The following is a 21,882-nucleotide window of genomic DNA, read 5'->3' on the forward strand; positions in this document are numbered from 1 at the left end:
GAGTATTGAACAAAGACAAAGGTCCATTATCCTGGCTGCAAAAACTATTAAATAAAGACCCTGACCAAAAAGAGCCTAAGGAAAAAAAACCTTCCCTGTATGTCTATGCTCTAATAGTTGTCCTTTTGGGATCGGGAATCATGATGGCCGGGAATTTGTTAACCACCAACCAGACGGGAGAAACATCAAAAGTGACGACTGTATTCAATAATGATAAACAGCAGGATGATGAAGAGGATGTTGAAACATTCGGTCAGAAGAAATCAGAATTCAAGACTACAAAAGACTATGAAATATATCTACAGAATGAAATGAAGGAAGCGCTTGAATCCATCGCAGGCGTCCAGGATGTAAAAGTCGTAATCTACGTCGATGCATCCGAGAAGAAAGTATATGAACGAAACAAAGTCACCCAAAAACAAGTCACTGAAGAAACCGACCAGGAAGGCGGCAAAAGGACGGTCGAAGACACATCGGTTGATGAACAGCTCGTTTTGATCAAGAGCGGTGAGAAAGAAGGACCGATTATTTCGGAAACGAAAAAACCTAGTGTGCGAGGAGTCCTGGTAGTCGCAAAAGGGGCCGAGAACATTCAAATAAAGAAGTGGATCATCGAGGCTGTCACACGCTCACTTGATGTACCGAGTCACAGGGTTTCTGTCATGCCTAAAAAATAAGGGGGAAAATTTACATGCTATTAAAAAAACAAACCGTTTGGTTATTGACTATGCTAAGTTTGGTCGTTGTGCTTTCAGTCTATTATTTAACCGCTCCTGAAGAAAATGCCGCCGATATGACGTCAACAGAGCAAATGGAAAAGGAACAAAATAAAACTGAAAGCAAAACAGAGAACAAAGCGGATACAAAAGGGGAAACTAAAAGTGAAAAAGAAACGTCCAAAAATACAGAAGGTTCCTCTGTAACCATTGCATCTGGAGATGAGTTCGAATCCTTAAGGATGCAGATTGAAGATGAACGGGCGAAGCTGAATGAAGAATTGACTGCAAAGATGGGCAACACGGAATTATCAGCTGAAGAACGGGACGAGGCTTATGCAAAAATCGAACAATTAAGTGAAACGAAAGTAAAAGAAAATATTATCGAAAACTTAATTGTTGCCATGGATTACAATGCTGCACTGGTCCGGGTGGACGGAACGGATGTAAAGGTGAGTGTCAAGGCCGATAAACAGACCAAAACAGAGGCCAATAATATTATCCGCCTCGTAAGGAAAGAAGTAAGCGATGCGCAAAATGTAGTGGTCGACTTCCAACCGGAAAAGTAATCACACATACAGAACGCTGATACAGAACAGTTCAACATCATAAAAATTTGAAAGCCCTCCTTAATAAAAAAGGGAGGCTTTTTATTATGATTTTTTTAACTATCTCAAACCGGGAAACTTTAGAGGAAAAGTTTTTTTATGTCAATTGATATCAGGAATTCAAATAGAATCGGTATTAATGATCCTCCGTAATATTCTAGAAAAGTAATTAAAGTGGATATTATTGCTGATTTTCTACGAGTGAAATGCAAAATTCAAGAGAGAGCGTTAAGGTGCCCCAGTTGAAAAATATTCACAATATTATAATAAAGGTGTAATATAAAAGTATGGATAACAAGTTACAACTAATCTATCATTGAATTTGTATAAGCTAATATTGTATGATGTTAGAAGCTGGTCATAAACTTTTCAATTCTCTAAGGGAAACAATATTTTGAGAAAGTGAAATATCTGTTATAATACAGATGAGGTTTGTATTCAGTTTATTCGCATTCGCATAAAGAAAGCGGCTACTTTGTGCAGTATTGGACAAAGTAGGATAAGCTAAGAGTAAGGTTACATAAAATATTATGCCTCACAAACTCATATTAAATTAGACAAGGGGTGCCACAAAATGAAAGTGCAAGAAATACGTGAAATTATTAAGCTAGTCGATCAATCAAATATCAGTGAATTCGTTTTTGAAAATGAAGGAACGAAAATTAAAATGAAAAAAACTGAAACGGGTACAGTGTTACACCCAGCAGCAGTTCCAGAAGTTGTTCACACCAATGCAGCTGTAGAGGTAAAGCCCGCAGCCGCTCCTGCACCTGAAGTGCCGAAAGCTGTTGAACCAGCAAAACCGACTGCAGCAGACACTGAAAATTTACATAAAATCACTTCTCCGATGGTCGGGACATTCTACCAATCTCCTGCACCGGATTCACCTGCATACGTAAAAACAGGCGATAAAGTAACGGGGGATTCCATCGTGTGCATCGTGGAAGCCATGAAGCTTTTCAATGAAATCGAAGCCGAAGTAAGCGGTGAAATCGTTGAAGTCCTTGTAAAAGAAGGCCAGCTTGTAGAATATGGTCAACCATTATTTTTAGTAAAGCCTGAATGAGGAGCTGTTTCTAAATGATTAAAAAGGTATTAATTGCCAATCGCGGGGAAATTGCTGTCCGAATCATCCGGGCATGCAAGGAATTAGGAATCGAGACTGTTGCGGTCTATTCAGAAGCAGATAAAGAAGCATTACATGTTCAACTTGCGGATGAAGCATATTGCATCGGTCCTAAATTATCAAAAGACAGTTATTTAAATAAAACGAACATTATCAGCACAGCCAAGAAAACGGGATCCGATGCGATTCACCCAGGATATGGCTTCCTTGCTGAAAATGCTGACTTTGCTGAGCTATGCCGTGAATGCAATATCATTTTCATCGGTCCAAGCCCTGAAGCTATCAATAAAATGGGAACAAAGGACGTAGCAAGGGAAACCATGCGCAAAGCTGGTGTACCGATCGTTCCAGGTTCTAAAGGCATAATTAAGGATACGGATGAGGGTGTGGCCTTAGCTAATGAAATGGGCTATCCAGTCATCATCAAAGCTACTGCCGGCGGGGGCGGTAAAGGTATCCGCGTCGCAAGGACGGAAGAAGATCTGATTAAAGGCATTAACATCACACAGCAGGAAGCCGCGACGGCATTTGGGAATCCAGGCGTCTATATTGAAAAGTTCATCGAGGACTTCCGGCACGTTGAAATACAGGTCATGGCAGATAATCATGGCAATGCCATCCATTTAGGTGAGCGTGATTGTACGGTCCAGCGACGTTTGCAAAAACTTGTTGAAGAAACCCCTTCACCCGCATTGGATGGTGAAACACGTGCGGAAATGGGGCAGGCTGCAGTAACGGCAGCACTTGCCGTTAATTATTCAGGTGCCGGAACAGTAGAATTTATTTATGACTATGTGAATAGAAAATACTACTTTATGGAAATGAATACACGTATCCAGGTTGAACACCCAGTTACAGAAATGGTAACGGGCGTGGATTTGATTAAAGAACAGATCCAAGTTGCTTCAGGCAGCAAACTATCGCTTTCGCAAGAGGATGTCACTTATAACGGTTGGTCTATCGAATGCCGGATCAATGCTGAAAATCCAGAAAAGAATTTCATGCCTTCTGCAGGTAAAATTCAAATGTATTTACCGCCAGGCGGCTACGGAGTTCGTGTTGATTCCGCGGCATATCCTGGGTACTCGATACCGCCATATTACGATTCCATGATCGCTAAATTGATTGTCCATGCACCTACTAGGGAAGAGGCAATCGATAAGATGAAACGCGCCTTAGGTGAGTTTGTCATTGAAGGGATCAGTACCACAATTCCTTTCCATATTAAGTTACTTCAGCATGAACAATTTGTTTCCGGAGAATTTAATACCAAATTCCTTGAAATATATGATGTAATGAACTCATAATGTAAAGGAAGACAGGAGGTGCTTTTGAATGAGTGAAATGGAAGGCCAATTACTCGAAATGAATGATTATAATAGTGGGCTGGGCAAAGTGGAGATCGCACCTGAGGTAATAGAGGTGATTGCGGGTATCGCTGCATCGGAAGTTGAAGGTGTTGCACATATGCGCGGGAATTTCGCCACGGGTGTCGTTGAAAAGCTTGGGAAAAAGAACCACGGTAAAGGTGTTAAAGTGGACTTAACGGGAGAATCCATCAAAGTCGAACTTTATTGTGTCATGAAGTTTGGTGTTTCAATTCCGAAAGTTGCTCAGGAAGTGCAAGATAACATTCGTGAAGCTTTGTTGAATATGACCGCTATCGACGCGGGCGAAGTGAACATTCATGTAGTGGGCATTGCGTTTGAAAACGCTAAACAAGAAGCGGATTACGAACAAGAAGTGTAAGTGGCTTCATTCGATTCGCACCTGCAAAAACCCGGCAAAAAGCCGGGTTTTTGTTTTTTTGAATGGTAACTCCAGATACCCCGTTTTTGAGGCCTGCTTATAATATTAAATTTAAATGAACATAATAAGGCGGTGTCTGGAAGTTTCCCTTTAATTCAAGGGTGATTTCTGTTAGAGTGTAAAAGGTGAAATATGAGCATGAAAGCTAGGCATGAGCTTTTTGACACTTTCAAAAAGTATGGGACTGTGTTGGCCGTTTAATTCCGAAAGTTATCTTGAATTGTTATCCTGAATCAAGATATTTGAGTCTTTTGGCCTTAATTTTAGTGGGATTTAGCTTGTTTTTTAAATAATATGGCGAAAATCTTAATATTTTTGAAAAAATGTTATTTAATGTTCGTTTGTTCTAGCATTTTCATATATAATAGTAGATGTTAAAGGAGTAAGATTATGAAAAGAAGAGAAGCCCGTGAAAAATCCCTTCAAGCACTATATCAAATAGATATTGCCAACTCGAATGCAGAAGAAGCAATGGAAAGCGTACTGGATGGTGCTCCTACTGATGAATACTTCAAGAAATTAGTAATGGGGATAACGGAAAATCGTGAACAAATTGATGGAATGATCAGGGACAACTTAGAGAATTGGACGTTGGAAAGACTGGCGAACATTGATCGGAATTTACTGCGGATCGCGGTTTATGAAATGATTCAAAGTGAAGATGTTCCTGTAAGTGTTGCAATGAATGAAGCTATTGAAATTGCTAAGAAATTCGGTGATGATCAATCGAGCAGCTTTGTAAATGCCGTTTTATCCAAAGTGAAGGTGAAAAGCGGCAGTTGAAGCTGCAGCCTTGAACAAGGATTCTCAGCAATTTCTTTAGCAAAATTAACTTGGGAGGAATAAACACATGTCAGCTCAAATCATTAATGGTAAAGAAATTGCAGAGTCAGTTAGGCAGGAAATCAGTAAGGAAGTTCAACATTTACGTGATAAAAATATCGTTCCGGGATTGGCTGTAATCCTGGTGGGTGACAATCAAGCATCACAAACCTATGTGCGCAATAAGCAAAAGGCCTGTGAGGACTTGGGCATGCATTCCGTATTAATTAAAAAGCCTGCGGAACTCTCTCAGGAGGAATTAATTCAGAGCATTGCTGAATTAAACCAGGATGACAGCATTCATGGTATATTGGTGCAGCTGCCATTGCCTGGACATATTCAGGAAAAAGCGATCATTGAAGCGATTTCCCCTGAAAAGGATGTAGATGGATTCCACCCGATTAATATTGGGCGGATGATGACGGGACAGGATGCATTTTTACCTTGTACTCCATACGGCGTCATGGTGATGCTTGAGTATATCGACTATGACCTTGAAGGTAAGCATGTTGTCATCGTAGGGAGAAGTAATATCGTTGGAAAACCAGCGGGACAATTGTTTTTGAATGCAAATGCTACTGTTACATACTGTCATTCACGGACAAAGGACCTTGCCTATTATACCAAGCAAGCCGATGTCGTTGTGGCCGCTGTCGGAAAGAGGGACACGATCACGAGTGACCATATTAAAGAAGGCGCAGTCGTCATTGACGTCGGAATGAACAGGAATGATGAAGGGAAGCTTTGCGGTGATGTGGCGTTTGATGAAGTGAAAAATAAGGCTTCATACATTACACCTGTTCCTAAAGGCGTTGGTCCCATGACGATTACGATGCTTATGAAGAACACGGTCAAATCTGCTCAAAAAGCACTTGAACTGAACAAGCAAGCATTAAAAAGCTGAAAAAAACGTTAAATTATTTTAAAGAAGCGGACCTCTTGTTTTATAATAACGGGAGACCGCTTTTTTTTCCATTCATGGATCCATAAGTAAGTTTTCTTTATATCCGATTTCCATCGGAAGGAGACATTATATGAGCAACCAACAATATTTGAGTGTGTCGGCTTTAACTAAGTACATCAAAAGGAAATTTGATGCCGACCCTCATTTGCAAAATGTATACATAAAAGGTGAAATTTCGAATTTTAAACAACATACAAGCGGACATATGTATTTTACTTTAAAGGATGAGAAGGCCCGACTTCTTTCCGTTATGTTTGCCGCCAATAATAAAGGGATGAAATTCCTGCCCGAAAATGGTATGAAGGTACTTGTTAAGGGCGATATATCATTATATGAAGCTGGGGGACAGTATCAGCTTTATGTGAAGAGCATGGCCCCTGACGGTGTGGGGGATTTGTATCTTGCTTATGAACAGCTGAAGAAAAAGCTGGAGGCGGCAGGTTTGTTTTTGGCCGAACATAAGAAGCCGATCCCGCAGTACCCTAAGTCTGTAGGAGTCATAACATCCCCGACCGGAGCTGCATTAAGAGATATCCTGATAACTATCAAGCGGAGATATCCAATCGCCAGGATCATTGTTTATCCAGCACTTGTGCAAGGGAATAATGCCGCTAAATCGATTGCCAAGGCAATTTCAATGGCTAACGCAAGGGCAGAAAGCGATGTTCTCATTGTCGGAAGGGGTGGCGGATCGATCGAGGAGTTATGGGCCTTTAATGAGGAGATAGTGGCTGAATCGATTTATGATTCCGATATACCGGTAATTTCTGCTGTCGGTCACGAAACGGATTTCACCATTGCTGATTTTGTCGCCGATATGCGTGCTCCTACACCGACTGGTGCAGCGGAGTTAGCGGTTCCTCACTTGAATGAAATACTCGAACGCCTGATGAACCGCAAAAATCGGTTGACCCGTTCCATTCAAGAAGCGGTCAATTTTGAACGAACACGTTTGACCAGGTTGGAGAGGTCTTATGCTTTCCGTTATCCGCATAAAATGTATGAACAGAAGCTGGAACAGCTAGACAAGACGATGGACAGGCTAGGGAGGACCAGCACGCGATATTTCATCAAAAAGAGAGATGAGCTGAATCAGCTGAACGAAATTCTCAAAAAGCAGCATCCTGAACAAGCGGTGAAAAATGCGAAAGATGAATTGCAGCAGCATGCAAAGCTTTTACGTAGGGCCATGGAAGCCATCTATCGGCAAAAATCCCAGCAATTCGTTCATATTACAGCCACTTTGTCTGCCCTCAGTCCACTAAAAATCATGGAACGGGGCTATGGATTGGTTTTTGCAGAGGATGAGACCTTAGTGAAAAGTACACAGCAAGTATCAAAAGGGGATAAGATAGCGGTTTCGATTAAAGATGGAACCCTTGAATGTGAAATTAAAGAAATAAAGGAGCGGATTGAACCATGACAAAAAAACAGGAAGCTACATTTGAAGAAGCGATGGAGAATCTCGAAAAAATTGTAGAACAGTTGGAAGAAGGCGATGTGCCCTTGGAAGAGGCCATCTCCATATATAAACAAGGAATGGATTTATCAAGGCTTTGCCATTCAAAGCTTAAGGCTGTTGAAGATCAGTTGACTCAAATTTTACGCGAAGATGGGGAACTTGAAAACTTCGCTGTACAGGAGGAAGAATGACATGGGTACGGCGTCCTTTGAAATGTTTTCTAAAGAATATAAAACGGTTATAGAACGGGAAATCGTGGAATATGTCAATAAACTTAAAGCACCGGCAGTGGTCAAAGAAGCCATGATCTATTCCCTGGAGGCAGGAGGTAAACGAATTCGCCCGTTATTGGTCTTTGCTGTTCTGGAGGCCTTTGGAAAAAGCTTGAGGATCGGGATTCCTGCTGCGGCTGCCATTGAAATGATCCATACATATTCTTTGATTCATGACGATCTTCCGGCGATGGATGATGATGATCTCCGCCGCGGAAAACCGACGAACCATAAAGTGTTCGGTGAAGCGGTGGCAATACTGGCAGGTGATGCGCTTCTTACATATAGCTTTCAATTGGTGACGGATATGGTCGATCCCGAGGTGACGGCTGAAATGAAGCTGAATCTTGTAAGTGAAATTGCGAAGTCTGCCGGGGCCGAAGGAATGGTTGGAGGTCAAGTTGCCGATATGGAAGGTGAAAGTAAACAGCTGACCCTTCAGGAATTGGAGTATATCCATGAACATAAAACAGGGAAGTTATTGACTGCAAGCATCCTTTCCGGTGCTATATTAGCCGGAGCGAATGAAGAACAGCAACTCTATTTACGTGACTTTGCATACCACCTGGGGCTTGCTTTTCAAATTCGGGATGATATTCTGGATATTGAAGGGTCCGTCGAGTTGATCGGCAAGCCGGTTGGCAGTGACGTTGGTAATCATAAAAGCACATATCCTTCTTTACTTACGCTTCAAGGGGCAAAGGAAAAGTTGGAACATCATATAGAACTTGCCCATGCCGCTTTAGGAAAAACAAACTTACAAACGGGTTTGTTGAATGAACTAACCGATTTAATAGCGAACCGTAACCATTGATTGAGCTAAATTTGTTATCAATTGAGGTTTTATGGTATACTCATTGTGCAAAAATATGTGAAAATCAAAATGAATTTTTTAATTGAGATATGTGATAAATGGGTATATTAAGCCGCCGAAATCACCTGGGTGTTGGCGGCTATTTTTTAACTTAAAACCAATTTTTCGGTCTAGTCATCCATAGCCCTCTTTAACGAGGCTTTGTTTATGCTTACAACCGAAAATTACAGAAAGTGAGTGGTCCTGTTTGGATCTTCTATCTATAAAAGACCCTTCTTTTTTGAAGAAGATGAATAATGAAGAACTTGTCGACTTAAGTGTGGAAGTACGTAAATTCCTTGTGGAAAAATTATCGGTGACAGGTGGACATATTGGTCCCAATTTAGGTGTCGTCGAGTTGACTATAGCCTTGCATAAAGAATTCGACAGTCCGAATGATAAAATTTTATGGGATGTCGGACATCAATCCTATGTCCATAAGATCCTGACTGGCAGAGCAGGAGAGTTCGACACCTTAAAGAAATACAAAGGTCTTTGCGGTTTTCCTAAAATGATTGAAAGCCCCCATGATGTTTGGGAAACCGGTCACAGTTCGACTTCCCTTTCAGCGGCGATGGGAATGGCGGCTGCCCGTGATATCAAAGGTGAAAACAGTTTTATTTTGCCGGTGATCGGGGATGGTGCCCTAACAGGCGGAATGGCGCTTGAAGCGTTGAATCATATCGGAGATGAAAAGAAGGACATGATCGTTATCCTGAATGATAATGAAATGTCCATAGCCCCTAACGTAGGTGCCCTGCACACGATATTGGGAAGATTGCGTACAGCGGGCAAATATAACTGGGCAAAAGATGAATTGGAGCTTCTTTTGAAAAAAATCCCTGCAGTCGGTGGTAAACTTGCAGCTACAGCTGAACGGCTGAAGGATAGCATGAAGTACTTATTGGTTTCAGGAATCTTTTTCGAGGAGCTCGGTTTCACATACCTTGGACCAGTGGATGGTCATAATTATGAAGAATTGCTGGAGAATTTAAGATATGCCAAGAAAACGAAGGGACCTGTACTGCTGCATGTCATCACGAAAAAAGGCAAGGGCTATTCACCTGCCGAGCTGGATACAACAGGAAACTGGCACGGGACAGGCCCATACAAAATCGAGACAGGCGATTTCGTGAAATCCACTAGTAAAGGTCCTGCTTGGAGCGCTCTTGTAAGCGATACTGTCAGCAGGCTAGCCCGTGACGATGAGCGGATTGTCGCGATTACACCTGCAATGCCCGTTGGTTCGAAATTGGTGGGCTTTTCTCAAGAGTTCCCAGAGCGTTTCTATGATGTGGGGATTGCCGAGCAGCATGCTGCAACTTTTGCAGCTGGATTGGCAACGCAAAAAATGAAACCTTTCCTGGCTATATATTCAACTTTCCTGCAAAGGGCTTATGACCAGGTGGTGCATGATATCTGCCGCCAGAATTTGAACGTATTCATTGGGATCGATCGTGCCGGATTGGTTGGTTCCGATGGTGAAACGCATCAAGGCGTTTTCGACATTGCTTTCTTACGCCATGTACCGAATATGGTGTTGATGATGCCGAAAGATGAAAACGAAGGTCAGCATATGGTCAATACGGCCTTAAACTATAATGATGGTCCGATTGCTATGCGTTTCCCTCGTGGGAATGGTTGGGGAGTTGTGATGGATACCGAATTACAGCAGATTCCAATCGGTTCGTGGGAAGTTCTTAAAGAAGGAACGGATGCTGCCATCTTAACGTTCGGTACAACGATTCCGATGGCTCTTGAAGCGGCAGAACTGCTAGAGAAAGAGGATTACTCAGTTAAGGTGATCAATGCGCGGTTCATTAAGCCTTTGGATGAGAACATCCTAAGCAGTCTCCTTGGTGAAAAAATGCCTATTTTGACAATAGAAGAAGCGGTTCTTCAAGGTGGTTTTGGTAGTTCAGTACTTGAATATGCCCATGACCAAGGATTTTATGGGGCAATTATAGATCGAATGGGAATACCTGATAATTTCATTGAACACGGAAGTGTCGATGAACTTCTTGAAGAAATCGGTTTAACGACTGAGACAGCCATCAAAAAGATTAAAATGATAACACCCAAAAAAGAAAAAAGGGCCTGACAATATGAAAGTGATGAAAGAAAGAGTAGATGTATTACTTGTAGAACAAGGCTTGGCCGATACACGTGAAAAAGCGAAACGTATGGTAATGGCAGGCCTTGTCTACGCGAATGAAGAGAGGTACGAAAAACCGGGGGAAAAAGTGCCGGTCGATCTCGAATTTACGATCAAAGGAAAAGTCATGCCTTACGTTTCAAGAGGCGGTCTTAAACTTGAGAAGGCATTAAGGGAATTCGATTTACAAGTGAATGGTAAAATACTGCTTGATATCGGTTCATCAACTGGTGGGTTCACGGATTGTGCATTGCAAAATGGCGCTCTCATGTCTTATGCGCTTGATGTGGGCTATAATCAACTTGCCTGGAAGCTTAGGCAGGATGAGCGGGTTAAAGTAATGGAACGGACCAATTTCCGTTATGTTACACCCGCCGATCTTGATGGGGAGATGCCAAACTTTGCAAGCATTGATGTTTCTTTCATCTCGCTCACGTTAATTTTACCGGTGCTAAAGACCTTGCTCGTCCCGAATAGTGATGTCGTTGCCTTGGTTAAACCGCAATTCGAAGCTGGGAAGGATCAAGTGGGTAAAAAGGGGATTGTTCGCGATCCCAAAATCCATAAACAAGTATTGGATAAGATCATTTCTTTTTCTATAAAGGAAGGCTATGATATTAAGGATGCCTCCTTCTCACCGATTACCGGTGGTGATGGAAATATTGAATTCTTACTTCATTTACACTGGCAAGGGTCGAAGGATGAAGGCACGATATTGCTTTCGAAAACGGTTGACGACATCGTTGGAGAGGCCCATGCCCAATTTAAAAAAGAATAGGTAGAACTTTGTATGGCTCCTTTAGCTGAATGGTTGGCTAAAGGAGCTTTTTAACTATACAATGTGGGCATGCACTGAATCATTTAAGGGTGGATACATAAAATAGGTACGTAAAAAATACACTTGTATTCATTTTTAGAGAAAAAGTTGTACAATTGCATAAAAATCCGATAACATTAATATTAGCCACTTACTAAAGCGGCCTATTTGTACGTACTGAAGATAACGAAGAAATCCCATATGGGGGAAGCTTGCTTAAGTAAGAAATGAAAGTGATTCCATTAAATGAGCAACAGTTGAGAAGAGGTGCTTCTACTTATGAATAAAGGACAACGACATATAAAAATAAGGGACATCATAACGAATAATGATATTGAAACCCAGGATGAGTTAGTTGAGGAATTGAAGTTAGCTGGATACAATGTAACTCAAGCCACTGTTTCAAGGGATATTAAGGAGCTTCACCTTGTAAAGGTTCCTTTGACGGATGGAAGGTATAAATACAGTCTGCCGGCAGACCAGCGCTTCAATCCACTTCAAAAATTAAAGAGAATCCTTGTCGATGCATTTGTACGCATTGACTCAGCCAACAATTTACTGGTTATGAAGATGCTCCCAGGTAATGCCCAGGCAATCTGCGCATTGATTGATAATTTAAATTGGCAAGAAATACTCGGGACGATCGGCGGCGACGATACTTGTTTGATTATCTGCCGTTCTGAGGAAGATGCAAAGATCATTTCCGGCAAATTCTTGGACATGCTCTAATAATGTTGTGAGGTGACCTAGATTGTTAACAGAACTATCGATTAGGAATTTTGCGATCATAGACAGCCTGTCCGTTTCATTTGAGAAAGGCTTGACGGTCTTGACAGGGGAAACAGGGGCAGGGAAGTCAATCATAATAGATGCCGTTCATCTTTTAGTTGGGGGACGCGGTTCTGCAGAGTTCATTCGGCATGGTGAGTCTAAGGCCGAAATAGAAGGATTATTCCAAATTGAAGATGAAAAACACCCGGTCTTTGCCAAAGCGGAAGAGTTTGGCCTGGATATGAATGATGGGATGGCGATACTTCGAAGGGACATCTCACAAAGCGGCAAAAGCGTTTGCAGGGTAAATGGAAAGCTTGTAACGATTTCCACTTTACGCGAGGTAGGCCGAACATTGATAGATATCCATGGTCAGCATGAACATCAGGAATTAATGGATGAACGACTCCATCTTCCGCTGCTCGATCAATTCGGCGGTGAAAAGATCGCATCTGCACTCACTGAATACCAAAAGCTATATAAACGCTATGAAACCGCTTCTAAACAATTGAATGGCTTGAGCCAAAATGAACAGCAAATGGTCCACCGCCTTGATTTGATCCAATTTCAATTCGATGAAATCCAAAAAGCTGATTTGAAGTTACGCGAAGATGAAGAATTGATGGAAGAGCGGAAGAAAATTAATAATTTCGAAAAAATTCATGAAGCGCTGCAAACCAGTTACAATGCTTTAAATGGTGAGCAGCATGCAATTGATTGGCTTTCCGTAGCCATGAATAATTTGGAGGAAGCGGCAGGGCTTGATGAGGGTTTAAAGAACAGCTCTGAAACCGTTTCAAATAGCTACTTCCTGCTTGAAGAGGCCGTGTCAAACATCCGAGACCAATTAGACTCTTTGGATTATGATACAGAACGTGTGGAATTCATTGAAAGCCGCCTTAATGAAATAAATCAATTAAAGCGTAAATACGGGCGGACCATAGAGGAAATCCTGGAATATGGAGCCGCAATAGAAGAAGAAGTAGAAAAACTGCTAAATAGGGAAACCCATATAGCGAAGCTTGAAAAGGAAATGAAATCCATAAAGGCAGATTTAATTGTCGAAGCAAAGAATCTTTCTGAACTTCGCCAGAGCTTCGCTCAGCAATTGACCAAAAAGATCCATAAGGAATTAAAAGATTTATACATGGAAAAGACAATTTTCGAACCACATTTCCTTCAAACGGCTTATACTTTCGATGAATTGTCAGATAGGGGCATTAATCAGTCAGGCCTGGATTCAATGGAATTTTATATTTCCACCAATCCAGGTGAACCGTTAAAACCTCTTTCCAAAATCGCATCTGGCGGAGAACTGTCGAGGATCATGCTGGCTTTGAAAAGCATTTTCTCCAAACATCAAGGCATAACATCCATTATATTTGATGAAGTGGACACAGGTGTGAGCGGAAGGGTTGCACAATCCATTGCCGAAAAGATCTATAAAGTGGCAACTGGATCACAAGTATTGTGCATATCCCATTTGCCACAGGTGGCCGCTATGGCGGATACCCACCTTTTCATAGCAAAAAATGTAAGGGCGGGACGCACGAATACCTCGGTCAAGCCGCTAATTGAAACGGAAAAAGTAAAAGAAATCGGCAGGATGATTTCAGGAGTCGAGATAACGGATTTGACGAAGCAGCATGCCAATGAATTAATCCAGCTGGCCAAAAGGCTGAAGATTACATCATGAAGGGCCGGTAAGGAGATTATTTAAATTTATCATAAGCATTCATTGTAAAGCTATCCAAAAACGGATAGCTTTTATTTTTTGCACCTGTTATAAATGACTGTCATGAGGGCTAAATTAAAGGTGTAGCCATAAAGTTTCAGAGAGCGAGGAGAGTGAATGGATTGAAATTTATATGGATAAACAGGATCATCGGTGGAATTCTCCTTGTTTCGCTATTAACATTAGGGTTATACCAGCCATCTCGTGAATATTTTTTAATTCCAAATCATCTTGTACTATTTGAAGGAAGTCAATATAGTATTTCCAAATCATTGCCTGTTTCTGCAAAAACTTCGGGATCCAGTGATGGAATTTCGCTTCATGATGAACAAGCCTCGATTACGCTTGGTGCTGAAAAACCAGGTACGAATGAAGTGTTACTCGATGTAGCAGGCTTACCTGCCAAAAAGGTCGACATCAGGGTGTTAAAAGACTTTAAAGTCATGCCTGGAGGCCAATCCATTGGAGTAAAGCTTAATACTCTTGGGGTTCTCGTAGTAGGTCATCATCTTATTGATACTGCGCAGGGGAAAAAATCACCGGGAGAAAAGGCAAAAATTGAAATCGGTGATATTATTACAGAAATCAATGGTCAGACGATAAAGAAGATGGGGGATGTAACCCCTTTTGTTCAGCAGGCAGGCGAAAAGGGTGAGGCGTTGAAACTTGTCATTAACCGTGATAATGAAGTGCTTCATAGTACCCTATTACCTCTAAAAGATAAGAATGAAGGAACTTACAAATTGGGTTTGTATATCCGTGATTCGGCAGCTGGCATCGGAACGATGACGTTTTATCACCCGGATTCAAAAAAATACGGGGCGTTGGGACATGTTATATCCGATATGGATACAAAAAAGCCGATAGTTGTCAAGGACGGACAGATTGTCCAATCGACGGTCACATCTATCGAAAAGGGAAGCAATGGTGATCCAGGAGAAAAATTGGCACGCTTTTCTTCCAATAAAGAAAAAATAGGAAATATCAATCGCAATAGTCCCTTCGGAATTTTTGGGAAGTTAAATCAAGATTTTAAAAATGGAATTAACGATAAGCCACTCCCCATCACCCTTTCCCATGAGGTAAAGGAAGGACCAGCAAAAATCCTTACAGTGGTGGATGGTTCTGAAGTGGAGGAATTCGATGTTGAAATCGTCAGTTCCATACCACAGAAGTTCCCCGCAATTAAGGGAATGGTCTTAAAAGTGACGGATAAGGAATTGCTTCAAAAAACGGGTGGGATCGTTCAAGGTATGAGCGGCAGTCCTATCATACAAAATGGGAAATTAATCGGTGCAGTCACCCATGTATTCGTTAATGATCCTACAAGTGGGTATGGAGTCCATATCGAATGGATGTTAAACGAAGCCGGTATAAATATATACGACAAAGATAATTATGAAAAGGCAAGCTAAGAATCCGGGTATCCTTTTGGATGCCCCTTTTTAATGGAAAGTGATGATTATGATAAATTTTGGGTAGGAATTAAATTGATTTTTTCTAAAAATAGAGGTTTTTTTGAAACGATGTGATAAAATGATAACGATGAGAAGATTTTTCGACAATTGCTTTATTCGAATAGCAAACGAAGTCGAAAACAAGAGATATCCGGAGAATAATATTGAATTCCTTATATTTTTTCAAAAATAAAAGGAATTTAGTTTCCATTGTCGAAAAGTTCAATTACAATAGAATTTAGTCATATAGAAAAAAAGACCAATTGTAGTTGAGGAGGAAATCAAGCGTGAAAAAAATTAAGGTGTGCGTTGTAGATGATAATAGAGAACTTGTTGGCCTTCTGGAAGAATACATTTCTGCACAGGATGACATGGAAGTAATTGGGGTGGCACATAACGGTCAAGATTGCCTGGGTATGCTTGAAAGCGTTGACCCGGATATATTGATCCTCGATATTATCATGCCTCATTTAGATGGGTTAGGTGTGCTAGAAAAACTTCGTGAAGTAAAACGGGGTGCCATGCCTAATGTGATTATGCTTACTGCCTTTGGTCAAGAAGATGTAACGAAAAAAGCTGTTGAGTTGGGGGCGTCTTACTTTATCCTGAAGCCATTTGATATGGAAAATCTGGCCAATCACATACGTCAGGTAAGCAGTAAAGGGCAGGCAGTTTTAAAAAATCATAGTCAGTTTAGCTATCGTCCCCAAAATGAATCCAAGCCGAAGAACCTTGATGCCAGCATCACAAGCATCATTCACGAGATTGGAGTCCCTGCACATATAAAGGGCTATTTGTATTTAAGGGAAGCCATATCCATGGTATATAATGATATTGAACTATTGGGTTCCATCACCAAAGTTTTATATCCGGATATCGCAAAAAAATACAATACTACGGCGAGCCGTGTTGAACGTGCCATCAGGCATGCGATTGAAGTGGCCTGGAGCCGTGGCAATATAGAATCCATTTCATCACTTTTCGGTTATACCGTAAGCATGACCAAGGCAAAACCTACAAATTCCGAATTCATTGCCATGGTTGCCGATAAGCTGCGCCTTGAACATAAAGCTTCTTGACAAGGGTAGAATCGTGGATTTGACGGCAATTTGGACGGGAAGTTAACCGTGAATTTATCGCTATTCCGATAAACTTTCCGGTGGAATACCAATAAAGACTGATCGTATTTGGCGGATAAACCCGGCATCTTTACGAGTCAGTATATAGGAAAATTCCGCAGTCGTCCAAACTGGGCGGCTATTATTTTTGCGTAGGGGCTTGTATTTATATCAATCCGTAATCGATTGAATGAATTACGTCATGACCATCGTATGACCCAAACGGAATTTGCCGCATGTATAAGGCTCAGTTTTACCCCTACGGAAAAGAGGCCAGTGAACCTTCGCTTGGCAATACCATGCTCATTAGCGGAAGGCTCGAAATGACGGTCAACGAAATATTTTATAGATAAGAATCGTGACGTCCTTGTTGGGCGTTTTTTTATGCTTTCGGCTTGCCGACTTCGTTTGAATCTTTATTAGGTAAGGCAACTTTAGGCCCACTTCCATACACTCGACGATGCGCCTTGCAACACACAGTTGGAAAGGTTGTAGCGTCATATCGGATATAGAGCGGCCCGCGGGGATTATGCAAGATTAAGACTGAAATGGGTCAAATAATTGAGGATCTCCATAAATATGAAGGATCTGCCTACAAAGCATAGTGTAAAAAAGATTTTCTTATTTGTAGCTGGGTGAAGAGTATTTTTTGGATATTTCAATCATTAGGAATTTAAAAATCGTATCCCCTGTGACCTCATTAGCTGAAAAAGTGGGCTGGACCTTCAATACGGGAAAATTCCTGTTGTACCTGGAAACCATTTTCTAATGGGGGATTGAAGTGGCATGCACTGGTGCACATGGGGCTAACTGATTGGCAAGCAGCTCCCTTCTTGAGGAGCTGGCTTTTGGAAATACGCAATACGCTTGGTCGTCTGCTTCCTACACGCCAGCAAGATTGATACCGGACGAAAAAGAGCAGTCCAAAGGTTCCTGTTAAATTTCCTTTTTACCTGATTGAGCGACATTTTCTTTTGGAACAGACTCAAATAAAGTAATCAGGTGGACTTATTCGACGTTATAACGACAGTATAAGAGGAATTCGGAAACCTGTTAGGAAAGGAGTGAGAAAGGGGAGGAACTAATCAGAGATTCAAAATAACAGAGATGAGCGAAATATTTGTAACTTCATGGTAGGGAATCCCCTGAAGGTCACGAAGCATCTCATAAATACGAGTGTGTACCGCAATTACCTTCGGCATGCTATCATTTGAGACTTACCCAGCCAGTTCGGGCCGTAAGACGCTTGCTGAGGCGATAGAAACCATGAGTGGTTAGCGTGTTTGATTGACGGATTTAGTTTTATCGGATTTGTTTTCATTATCGCTATAAAGGAGCGGAATAATGATACGGGAAACAAAAGCGAGTAATCAAGGCGGTACTGAGTGCCTGTCTGCATAAGACGTATGATGTAAAAGGGGAAGCGAGCGTATCTATTTTTCGCAAATGCAAAACATACCTTGCAGAAGAAATTGAGTCATTTGATGAAAGGAACCTTCTTTGCAGAAAATAATCAGCTGCATTTTATTTGAGTATTGAGCTAGATGAAAATAATTTGCTGTTTCTGTTCATAACATTGGGATATAACCATATGAGAGAGGCGGCGTTTCTTCATGACCTTAATCTTTGCACATCGAGGCTCAGCAGGAACACATCCAGAAAATACGATTTCGGCGTTCAAAGAAGCTGCGCGTGTCGGGGCGGATGGTATTGAAATGGATGTCCAGCTCTCGAAAGATGGGGAAGTGGTCATCATTCACGATGAAAAGCTCAATCGGACCACGAATGCCTCGGGATATGTAAAAGATAGGACCTTGATGGAGTTGAAAACCCTTAATGCGTCTTCAAACTATAAGGGTAAATTGGGGAAAGAAAAGATCCCGACACTTGAAGAACTATTTATTTGGCTTGACGAAAATCAGCTTTTTTGCAACATTGAATTAAAAAATACGCTTTTTCTGTATCCAGGCTTAGAAGAGAAAGTCATCCGACTCATCCGTACTTACGAAATGGAGGAAAGGATCATTCTTTCTTCTTTCAATCATTACAGCTTGGTCAAATGTCATCAATTTGCACCTGAATTGGAAACCGCACTGCTTTATAGGGATGGTCTATATATGCCTTGGATATATGCCAAGGCAATAGGCGGAAGTGCAATCCACCCAAATATCCGGGTTGCCCCTGATGCTCTCATTCAAACATCGATGAGTATGGGTGTTCCTGTACGGCCATATACCATTAATAAAGAAGCCGAGATGAAAAGGCTATTCAAATTGAGGTGCAGCGGCATCATAACCGATTTTCCGGAGGCAGCCGTACGGGTCAGGGAAGGATTGAAATCAAGATAAAGAAAGAAGGTGCCATACGAAACATGGCACCTTCTTTTTGCGTTTAAAATTTATTGAACCTGCTTTGGACCTTATTTTGTTTTCGATCTCGATGAAGGACGAAGCCGGCGATGAAGGCTATTCCGCCAATCGTAATGAGCAGTCCTATTAAAAATTGCAGCCAAAGGACTGGATAGGGAGGCTGCAGAATACCAAACACCATGTCCCTCATTATTTTTATACCATAGGCAGCAAAGGCACCGGGTATAAAAAGTATCAAAAAAGCGATTAAACGTTTCATGCGGTCAAATCCCTTCCGAAAATTCCGTCTTTAAAAAATGATAAAGGATATAAATTATTTGTCAAGTTTCGGGAATCCAGATAATGACTGGGAGTAGGTAGCTGTTTTTAAAGAGATCCGATATGGTAAAATGGTGTGGAGTATGAAAAAAATTGCATTGATTGATCTAATAAAAGAGGTAATTATATCTTAAGGGGGATGGCTCATGCAAAAGGTCATGATAGTAGGGGGAGGAGTGGGAGGGACAACCGTGTTGAAACTCCTATCGGTAAGTGAAGTATTCTCCATTGTTTGTATGGCTGATACGAATGAATCCGCTGAAGGGATGCTTGCTGCAAAGGAACGAGGGATTCCTACTGTGAATAATTGGAGCCTGGGATTGGAGCGGGATTTGGACATCATTTTTGATACGACCGGAGATCCTTCTGTCTATAAAAAGATAAAAAGGGACATGGGCGAACAAACGATTCTCATTCCTGGAAGTGTCGCCCTCATTATGACTAAGTTGTTTGAAGAGAAAAATCGTTTAATAAGTAAATTGGAGAATACCTCGGCAAAAATGGACTTGATCCTTAATACGACCAGTGAAGGGATGTTGGTGATTGATCATGAAGGATTCATCATCATGTTCAATGATAGTGCAGAACGTGCAACTGATAAAAAGCGCGAGGGTGTGATAGGCAGACATATCAAAGATTTCATCCCTTCAACTGGATTGCTGCGTGTGATGCAAACGAACCAAAAAGAAGTGAATCAGGAAATCACCCTTAGCAATGGAACGGAACTCATAACGACAAGGATACCTCTTGTGAATGCCGATAAGGAAATCATAGGGGCTTTTTCTGTGTTTAGGAATAAAACGGAAGCTGTACAATTGGCGGAGCAGATCACTGATTTAAAAGAGATACAGACGATGCTCCAGGCGATCATTCAATCCAGTGATGAAGCCATTTCTGTTGTGGATGATCAAGGCAGGGGGCTGTTGATCAATCCGGCATATACAAGAATCACTGGTTTAACAAAGACTCAAGTGATCGGTAAGCCGGCTTCCATCGATATTTACGAAGGTGAAAGTATGCACATGAAAGTGCTTCAGACAAAAAAGCCTGTTCGGGGTGTCAATATGCGTGTCGGCCCAAAACATAAGGAAGTGATCGTGAATGTTGCTCCGATCATTGTGGACGGGTGCCTGAAAGGGAGCGTTGGCGTCATTCATGATGTATCGGAAATTCAAGCCCTGACCCACGAACTGAATCGGGCAAGACAGATTATCCGGACATTGCAGGCTAAATATTCCTTTGATGATATAATCGGTGCTTCCGAAGAGATGAAGCTTCCCGTTGAACAGGCGAAATTATCGGCAAGAACACCTGCTACTGTCTTATTAAGAGGGGAATCAGGGACTGGCAAAGAGTTATTTGCACATGCCATCCATAATGCGAGCGATAGGAAATTCAATAAATTTGTTCGTGTAAATTGTGCGGCCATTTCGGAATCATTACTTGAAAGTGAACTGTTCGGGTATGATGAAGGAGCCTTTACAGGGGCAAGCAGGGGCGGAAAGGTCGGTTTTTTTGAAGAGGCAAATCAAGGGAGTATCTTTTTGGACGAAATTGGTGAATTACCAGCCAACATCCAAGCAAAATTACTTCGGGTATTACAAGAAAAAGAAATCGTCAGAGTGGGGGGGACGAAGCCGATTCCCATCAATGTCCGGGTCATAGCCGCTACGAATATCAATCTCGAAGAGGCCATCGCTAACGGATCATTCAGGGAAGACTTATATTTCAGGCTGAACCGCATGCCTATTTTCATTGCTCCATTAAGAAAGAGAAAAGAGGATTTAAGAGAATTGGCGGAGCATTTGATTAATAAAATCAATCAGGAATATGGACGAAGCATAGAGGGAATTACAGCAGCAGCTATACATAAGATGCAAATCTACAACTGGCCAGGTAATGTTAGGGAACTGGAAAATATCTTAGGGCGGGCAATCATTTTCATGAAATTGAACGAGACGATCATTGATATACATCATATTCCGGATTTTATCGAAGAGATTCCATTAAAACAAGAGAAATTATTAATGAAGCCTACTGGCTACGTATCGGGGAAACCGCTCTCGGAGATAATAGACCAGTATGAATCCGAAATCATTCAGCAAGCTTTCCATACCCACAAGGGAAATAAAACACTTACGGCAAAAGCTCTTGGGATTTCTGTCAGAAATCTATATTACAAAATGGAAAAACTAAAACTGTGAAATTTTTTGCACGCAAGTAATTGCGCACTATGAAAAAAGCTGCACGGAATTTTCTGATTTATTTTAATTTAAACGAGACTCCACTTCTAACATGAAATTTTTTTCAATTTGTTATAGGCTATAGTTGCCCAACATATTAACCAGCATCCCCTTTTTTTGGATAAAAACGCTCTCATTATGTATTTTATTGGCATGTTATTTGCATATTTAAAGGTGTATGGATTTTTCAAGGGAACCATTCCCCATAGGGAAAATATCATGGAGTAGCGGATTTTATTTAAAATGAACGTAGGAACAAGTAAGTAT

Annotated in this window: 19 protein-coding genes; 18 read left to right on the forward strand and 1 reads right to left on the reverse strand. The window is 41.4% G+C overall.

Features of this window, described 5'->3' with window-relative positions; all coding sequences use genetic code 11:
- Positions 1–5 precede the first annotated feature (5 nt).
- From spoIIIAG to ACFVS1_RS05135, 17 genes are all read left to right on the forward strand, one after another.
- Positions 6–677 (forward strand): stage III sporulation protein AG, encoded by a 672-nt coding sequence (spoIIIAG, locus tag ACFVS1_RS05055; protein ID WP_352920006.1) that lies wholly within the window; start codon positions 6–8, stop codon positions 675–677.
- 14 nt (positions 678–691) lie between these two features.
- Positions 692–1,285, forward strand: coding sequence for a SpoIIIAH-like family protein (locus tag ACFVS1_RS05060; protein WP_387545433.1), 594 nt, complete (start codon positions 692–694; stop codon positions 1,283–1,285).
- 613 nt (positions 1,286–1,898) lie between these two features.
- Positions 1,899–2,390 carry an acetyl-CoA carboxylase biotin carboxyl carrier protein gene (gene accB / locus ACFVS1_RS05065; RefSeq protein WP_387545435.1) on the forward strand — a complete coding sequence of 164 codons (492 nt, stop codon included), beginning with the start codon at positions 1,899–1,901 and terminating at the stop codon, positions 2,388–2,390.
- A 14-nt stretch (positions 2,391–2,404) separates the two neighbouring features.
- Complete coding sequence (accC, locus tag ACFVS1_RS05070) at positions 2,405–3,757, forward strand: acetyl-CoA carboxylase biotin carboxylase subunit (RefSeq protein ID WP_352920015.1); 1,353 nt, start codon at positions 2,405–2,407, stop codon at positions 3,755–3,757.
- A 37-nt stretch (positions 3,758–3,794) separates the two neighbouring features.
- On the forward strand, positions 3,795–4,199 hold the full coding sequence (locus tag ACFVS1_RS05075) for an Asp23/Gls24 family envelope stress response protein (protein WP_222620245.1): 405 nt from the start codon (positions 3,795–3,797) through the stop codon (positions 4,197–4,199).
- A 450-nt stretch (positions 4,200–4,649) separates the two neighbouring features.
- Positions 4,650–5,042, forward strand: a complete 393-nt coding sequence (nusB, locus tag ACFVS1_RS05080; RefSeq protein WP_387545439.1) for a transcription antitermination factor NusB — start codon at positions 4,650–4,652, stop codon at positions 5,040–5,042.
- 67 nt (positions 5,043–5,109) lie between these two features.
- Positions 5,110–5,985, forward strand: coding sequence for a bifunctional methylenetetrahydrofolate dehydrogenase/methenyltetrahydrofolate cyclohydrolase FolD (folD, locus tag ACFVS1_RS05085; protein WP_387545442.1), 876 nt, complete (start codon positions 5,110–5,112; stop codon positions 5,983–5,985).
- Positions 5,986–6,115: 130 nt separating this feature from the next.
- Positions 6,116–7,468, forward strand: coding sequence for an exodeoxyribonuclease VII large subunit (xseA, locus tag ACFVS1_RS05090; protein WP_387545444.1), 1,353 nt, complete (start codon positions 6,116–6,118; stop codon positions 7,466–7,468).
- Entirely contained in the window at positions 7,465–7,698 is a 234-nt protein-coding gene (locus ACFVS1_RS05095) for an exodeoxyribonuclease VII small subunit (protein ID WP_034308286.1), read from the forward strand. The genes xseA and ACFVS1_RS05095 overlap by 4 nt, the downstream gene beginning before the upstream one ends.
- 1 nt (position 7,699) lies before the next feature.
- Positions 7,700–8,593, forward strand: coding sequence for a polyprenyl synthetase family protein (locus ACFVS1_RS05100; RefSeq protein WP_387545447.1), 894 nt, complete (start codon positions 7,700–7,702; stop codon positions 8,591–8,593).
- A 247-nt stretch (positions 8,594–8,840) separates the two neighbouring features.
- Positions 8,841–10,733, forward strand: a complete 1,893-nt coding sequence (gene dxs / locus ACFVS1_RS05105) for a 1-deoxy-D-xylulose-5-phosphate synthase (RefSeq protein WP_352920026.1) — start codon at positions 8,841–8,843, stop codon at positions 10,731–10,733.
- Positions 10,734–10,737: 4 nt separating this feature from the next.
- Positions 10,738–11,565, forward strand: a complete 828-nt coding sequence (locus tag ACFVS1_RS05110; protein WP_387545450.1) for a TlyA family RNA methyltransferase — start codon at positions 10,738–10,740, stop codon at positions 11,563–11,565.
- 318 nt (positions 11,566–11,883) lie between these two features.
- The gene (ahrC, locus tag ACFVS1_RS05115; RefSeq protein WP_034308279.1) at positions 11,884–12,333 is read left to right on the forward strand and encodes a transcriptional regulator AhrC/ArgR; all 450 of its coding nucleotides are present in this window, start codon (positions 11,884–11,886) and stop codon (positions 12,331–12,333) included.
- 22 nt (positions 12,334–12,355) lie between these two features.
- A complete protein-coding gene (gene recN, locus ACFVS1_RS05120) occupies positions 12,356–14,071 on the forward strand; it encodes a DNA repair protein RecN (RefSeq protein WP_387545453.1) in 1,716 nt (571 codons plus the stop codon).
- A 161-nt stretch (positions 14,072–14,232) separates the two neighbouring features.
- A complete protein-coding gene (gene spoIVB / locus ACFVS1_RS05125) occupies positions 14,233–15,525 on the forward strand; it encodes a SpoIVB peptidase (RefSeq protein WP_352920034.1) in 1,293 nt (430 codons plus the stop codon).
- A 329-nt stretch (positions 15,526–15,854) separates the two neighbouring features.
- On the forward strand, positions 15,855–16,646 hold the full coding sequence (spo0A, locus tag ACFVS1_RS05130) for a sporulation transcription factor Spo0A (protein WP_352920037.1): 792 nt from the start codon (positions 15,855–15,857) through the stop codon (positions 16,644–16,646).
- A gap of 1,652 nt (positions 16,647–18,298) precedes the next feature.
- Entirely contained in the window at positions 18,299–19,033 is a 735-nt protein-coding gene (locus ACFVS1_RS05135; protein ID WP_387545456.1) for a glycerophosphodiester phosphodiesterase, read from the forward strand.
- Positions 19,034–19,076: 43 nt separating this feature from the next.
- On the opposite strand, the gene ACFVS1_RS05140 is transcribed toward ACFVS1_RS05135, so the two are convergent.
- A complete protein-coding gene (locus ACFVS1_RS05140) occupies positions 19,077–19,313 on the reverse strand; it encodes a DUF2627 domain-containing protein (RefSeq protein WP_101222519.1) in 237 nt (78 codons plus the stop codon).
- Positions 19,314–19,518: 205 nt separating this feature from the next.
- Between ACFVS1_RS05140 and ACFVS1_RS05145 the strand changes: the two genes are divergently transcribed.
- Positions 19,519–21,576 carry a sigma 54-interacting transcriptional regulator gene (locus ACFVS1_RS05145; protein ID WP_387545459.1) on the forward strand — a complete coding sequence of 686 codons (2,058 nt, stop codon included), beginning with the start codon at positions 19,519–19,521 and terminating at the stop codon, positions 21,574–21,576.
- Positions 21,577–21,882 lie beyond the last annotated feature (306 nt).

The sequence above is a fragment of the Peribacillus sp. NPDC058075 genome (assembly GCF_042885195.1).
In the GTDB taxonomy this organism is placed as follows: Bacteria; Bacillota; Bacilli; order Bacillales; family DSM-1321; genus Peribacillus.

Bases quoted from the DNA above. Each gene is read 5' to 3' on its own strand.
- ACFVS1_RS05075 (WP_222620245.1), top strand. From the start codon at position 3,795: ATGGAAGGCCAATTACTCGAAATGAATGATTATAATAGTGGGCTGGGC.
- ACFVS1_RS05060 (WP_387545433.1), top strand. From the start codon at position 692: ATGCTATTAAAAAAACAAACCGTTTGGTTATTGACTATGCTAAGTTTG.
- xseA (WP_387545444.1), top strand. From the start codon at position 6,116: ATGAGCAACCAACAATATTTGAGTGTGTCGGCTTTAACTAAGTACATC.
- accB (WP_387545435.1), top strand. From the start codon at position 1,899: ATGAAAGTGCAAGAAATACGTGAAATTATTAAGCTAGTCGATCAATCA.
- accC (WP_352920015.1), top strand. From the start codon at position 2,405: ATGATTAAAAAGGTATTAATTGCCAATCGCGGGGAAATTGCTGTCCGA.
- ahrC (WP_034308279.1), top strand. From the start codon at position 11,884: ATGAATAAAGGACAACGACATATAAAAATAAGGGACATCATAACGAAT.
- ACFVS1_RS05145 (WP_387545459.1), top strand. From the start codon at position 19,519: ATGCAAAAGGTCATGATAGTAGGGGGAGGAGTGGGAGGGACAACCGTG.
- ACFVS1_RS05140 (WP_101222519.1), bottom strand. From the start codon at position 19,313: ATGAAACGTTTAATCGCTTTTTTGATACTTTTTATACCCGGTGCCTTT.
- ACFVS1_RS05095 (WP_034308286.1), top strand. From the start codon at position 7,465: ATGACAAAAAAACAGGAAGCTACATTTGAAGAAGCGATGGAGAATCTC.
- folD (WP_387545442.1), top strand. From the start codon at position 5,110: ATGTCAGCTCAAATCATTAATGGTAAAGAAATTGCAGAGTCAGTTAGG.
- ACFVS1_RS05135 (WP_387545456.1), top strand. From the start codon at position 18,299: ATGACCTTAATCTTTGCACATCGAGGCTCAGCAGGAACACATCCAGAA.
- ACFVS1_RS05100 (WP_387545447.1), top strand. From the start codon at position 7,700: ATGGGTACGGCGTCCTTTGAAATGTTTTCTAAAGAATATAAAACGGTT.
- ACFVS1_RS05110 (WP_387545450.1), top strand. From the start codon at position 10,738: ATGAAAGTGATGAAAGAAAGAGTAGATGTATTACTTGTAGAACAAGGC.
- nusB (WP_387545439.1), top strand. From the start codon at position 4,650: ATGAAAAGAAGAGAAGCCCGTGAAAAATCCCTTCAAGCACTATATCAA.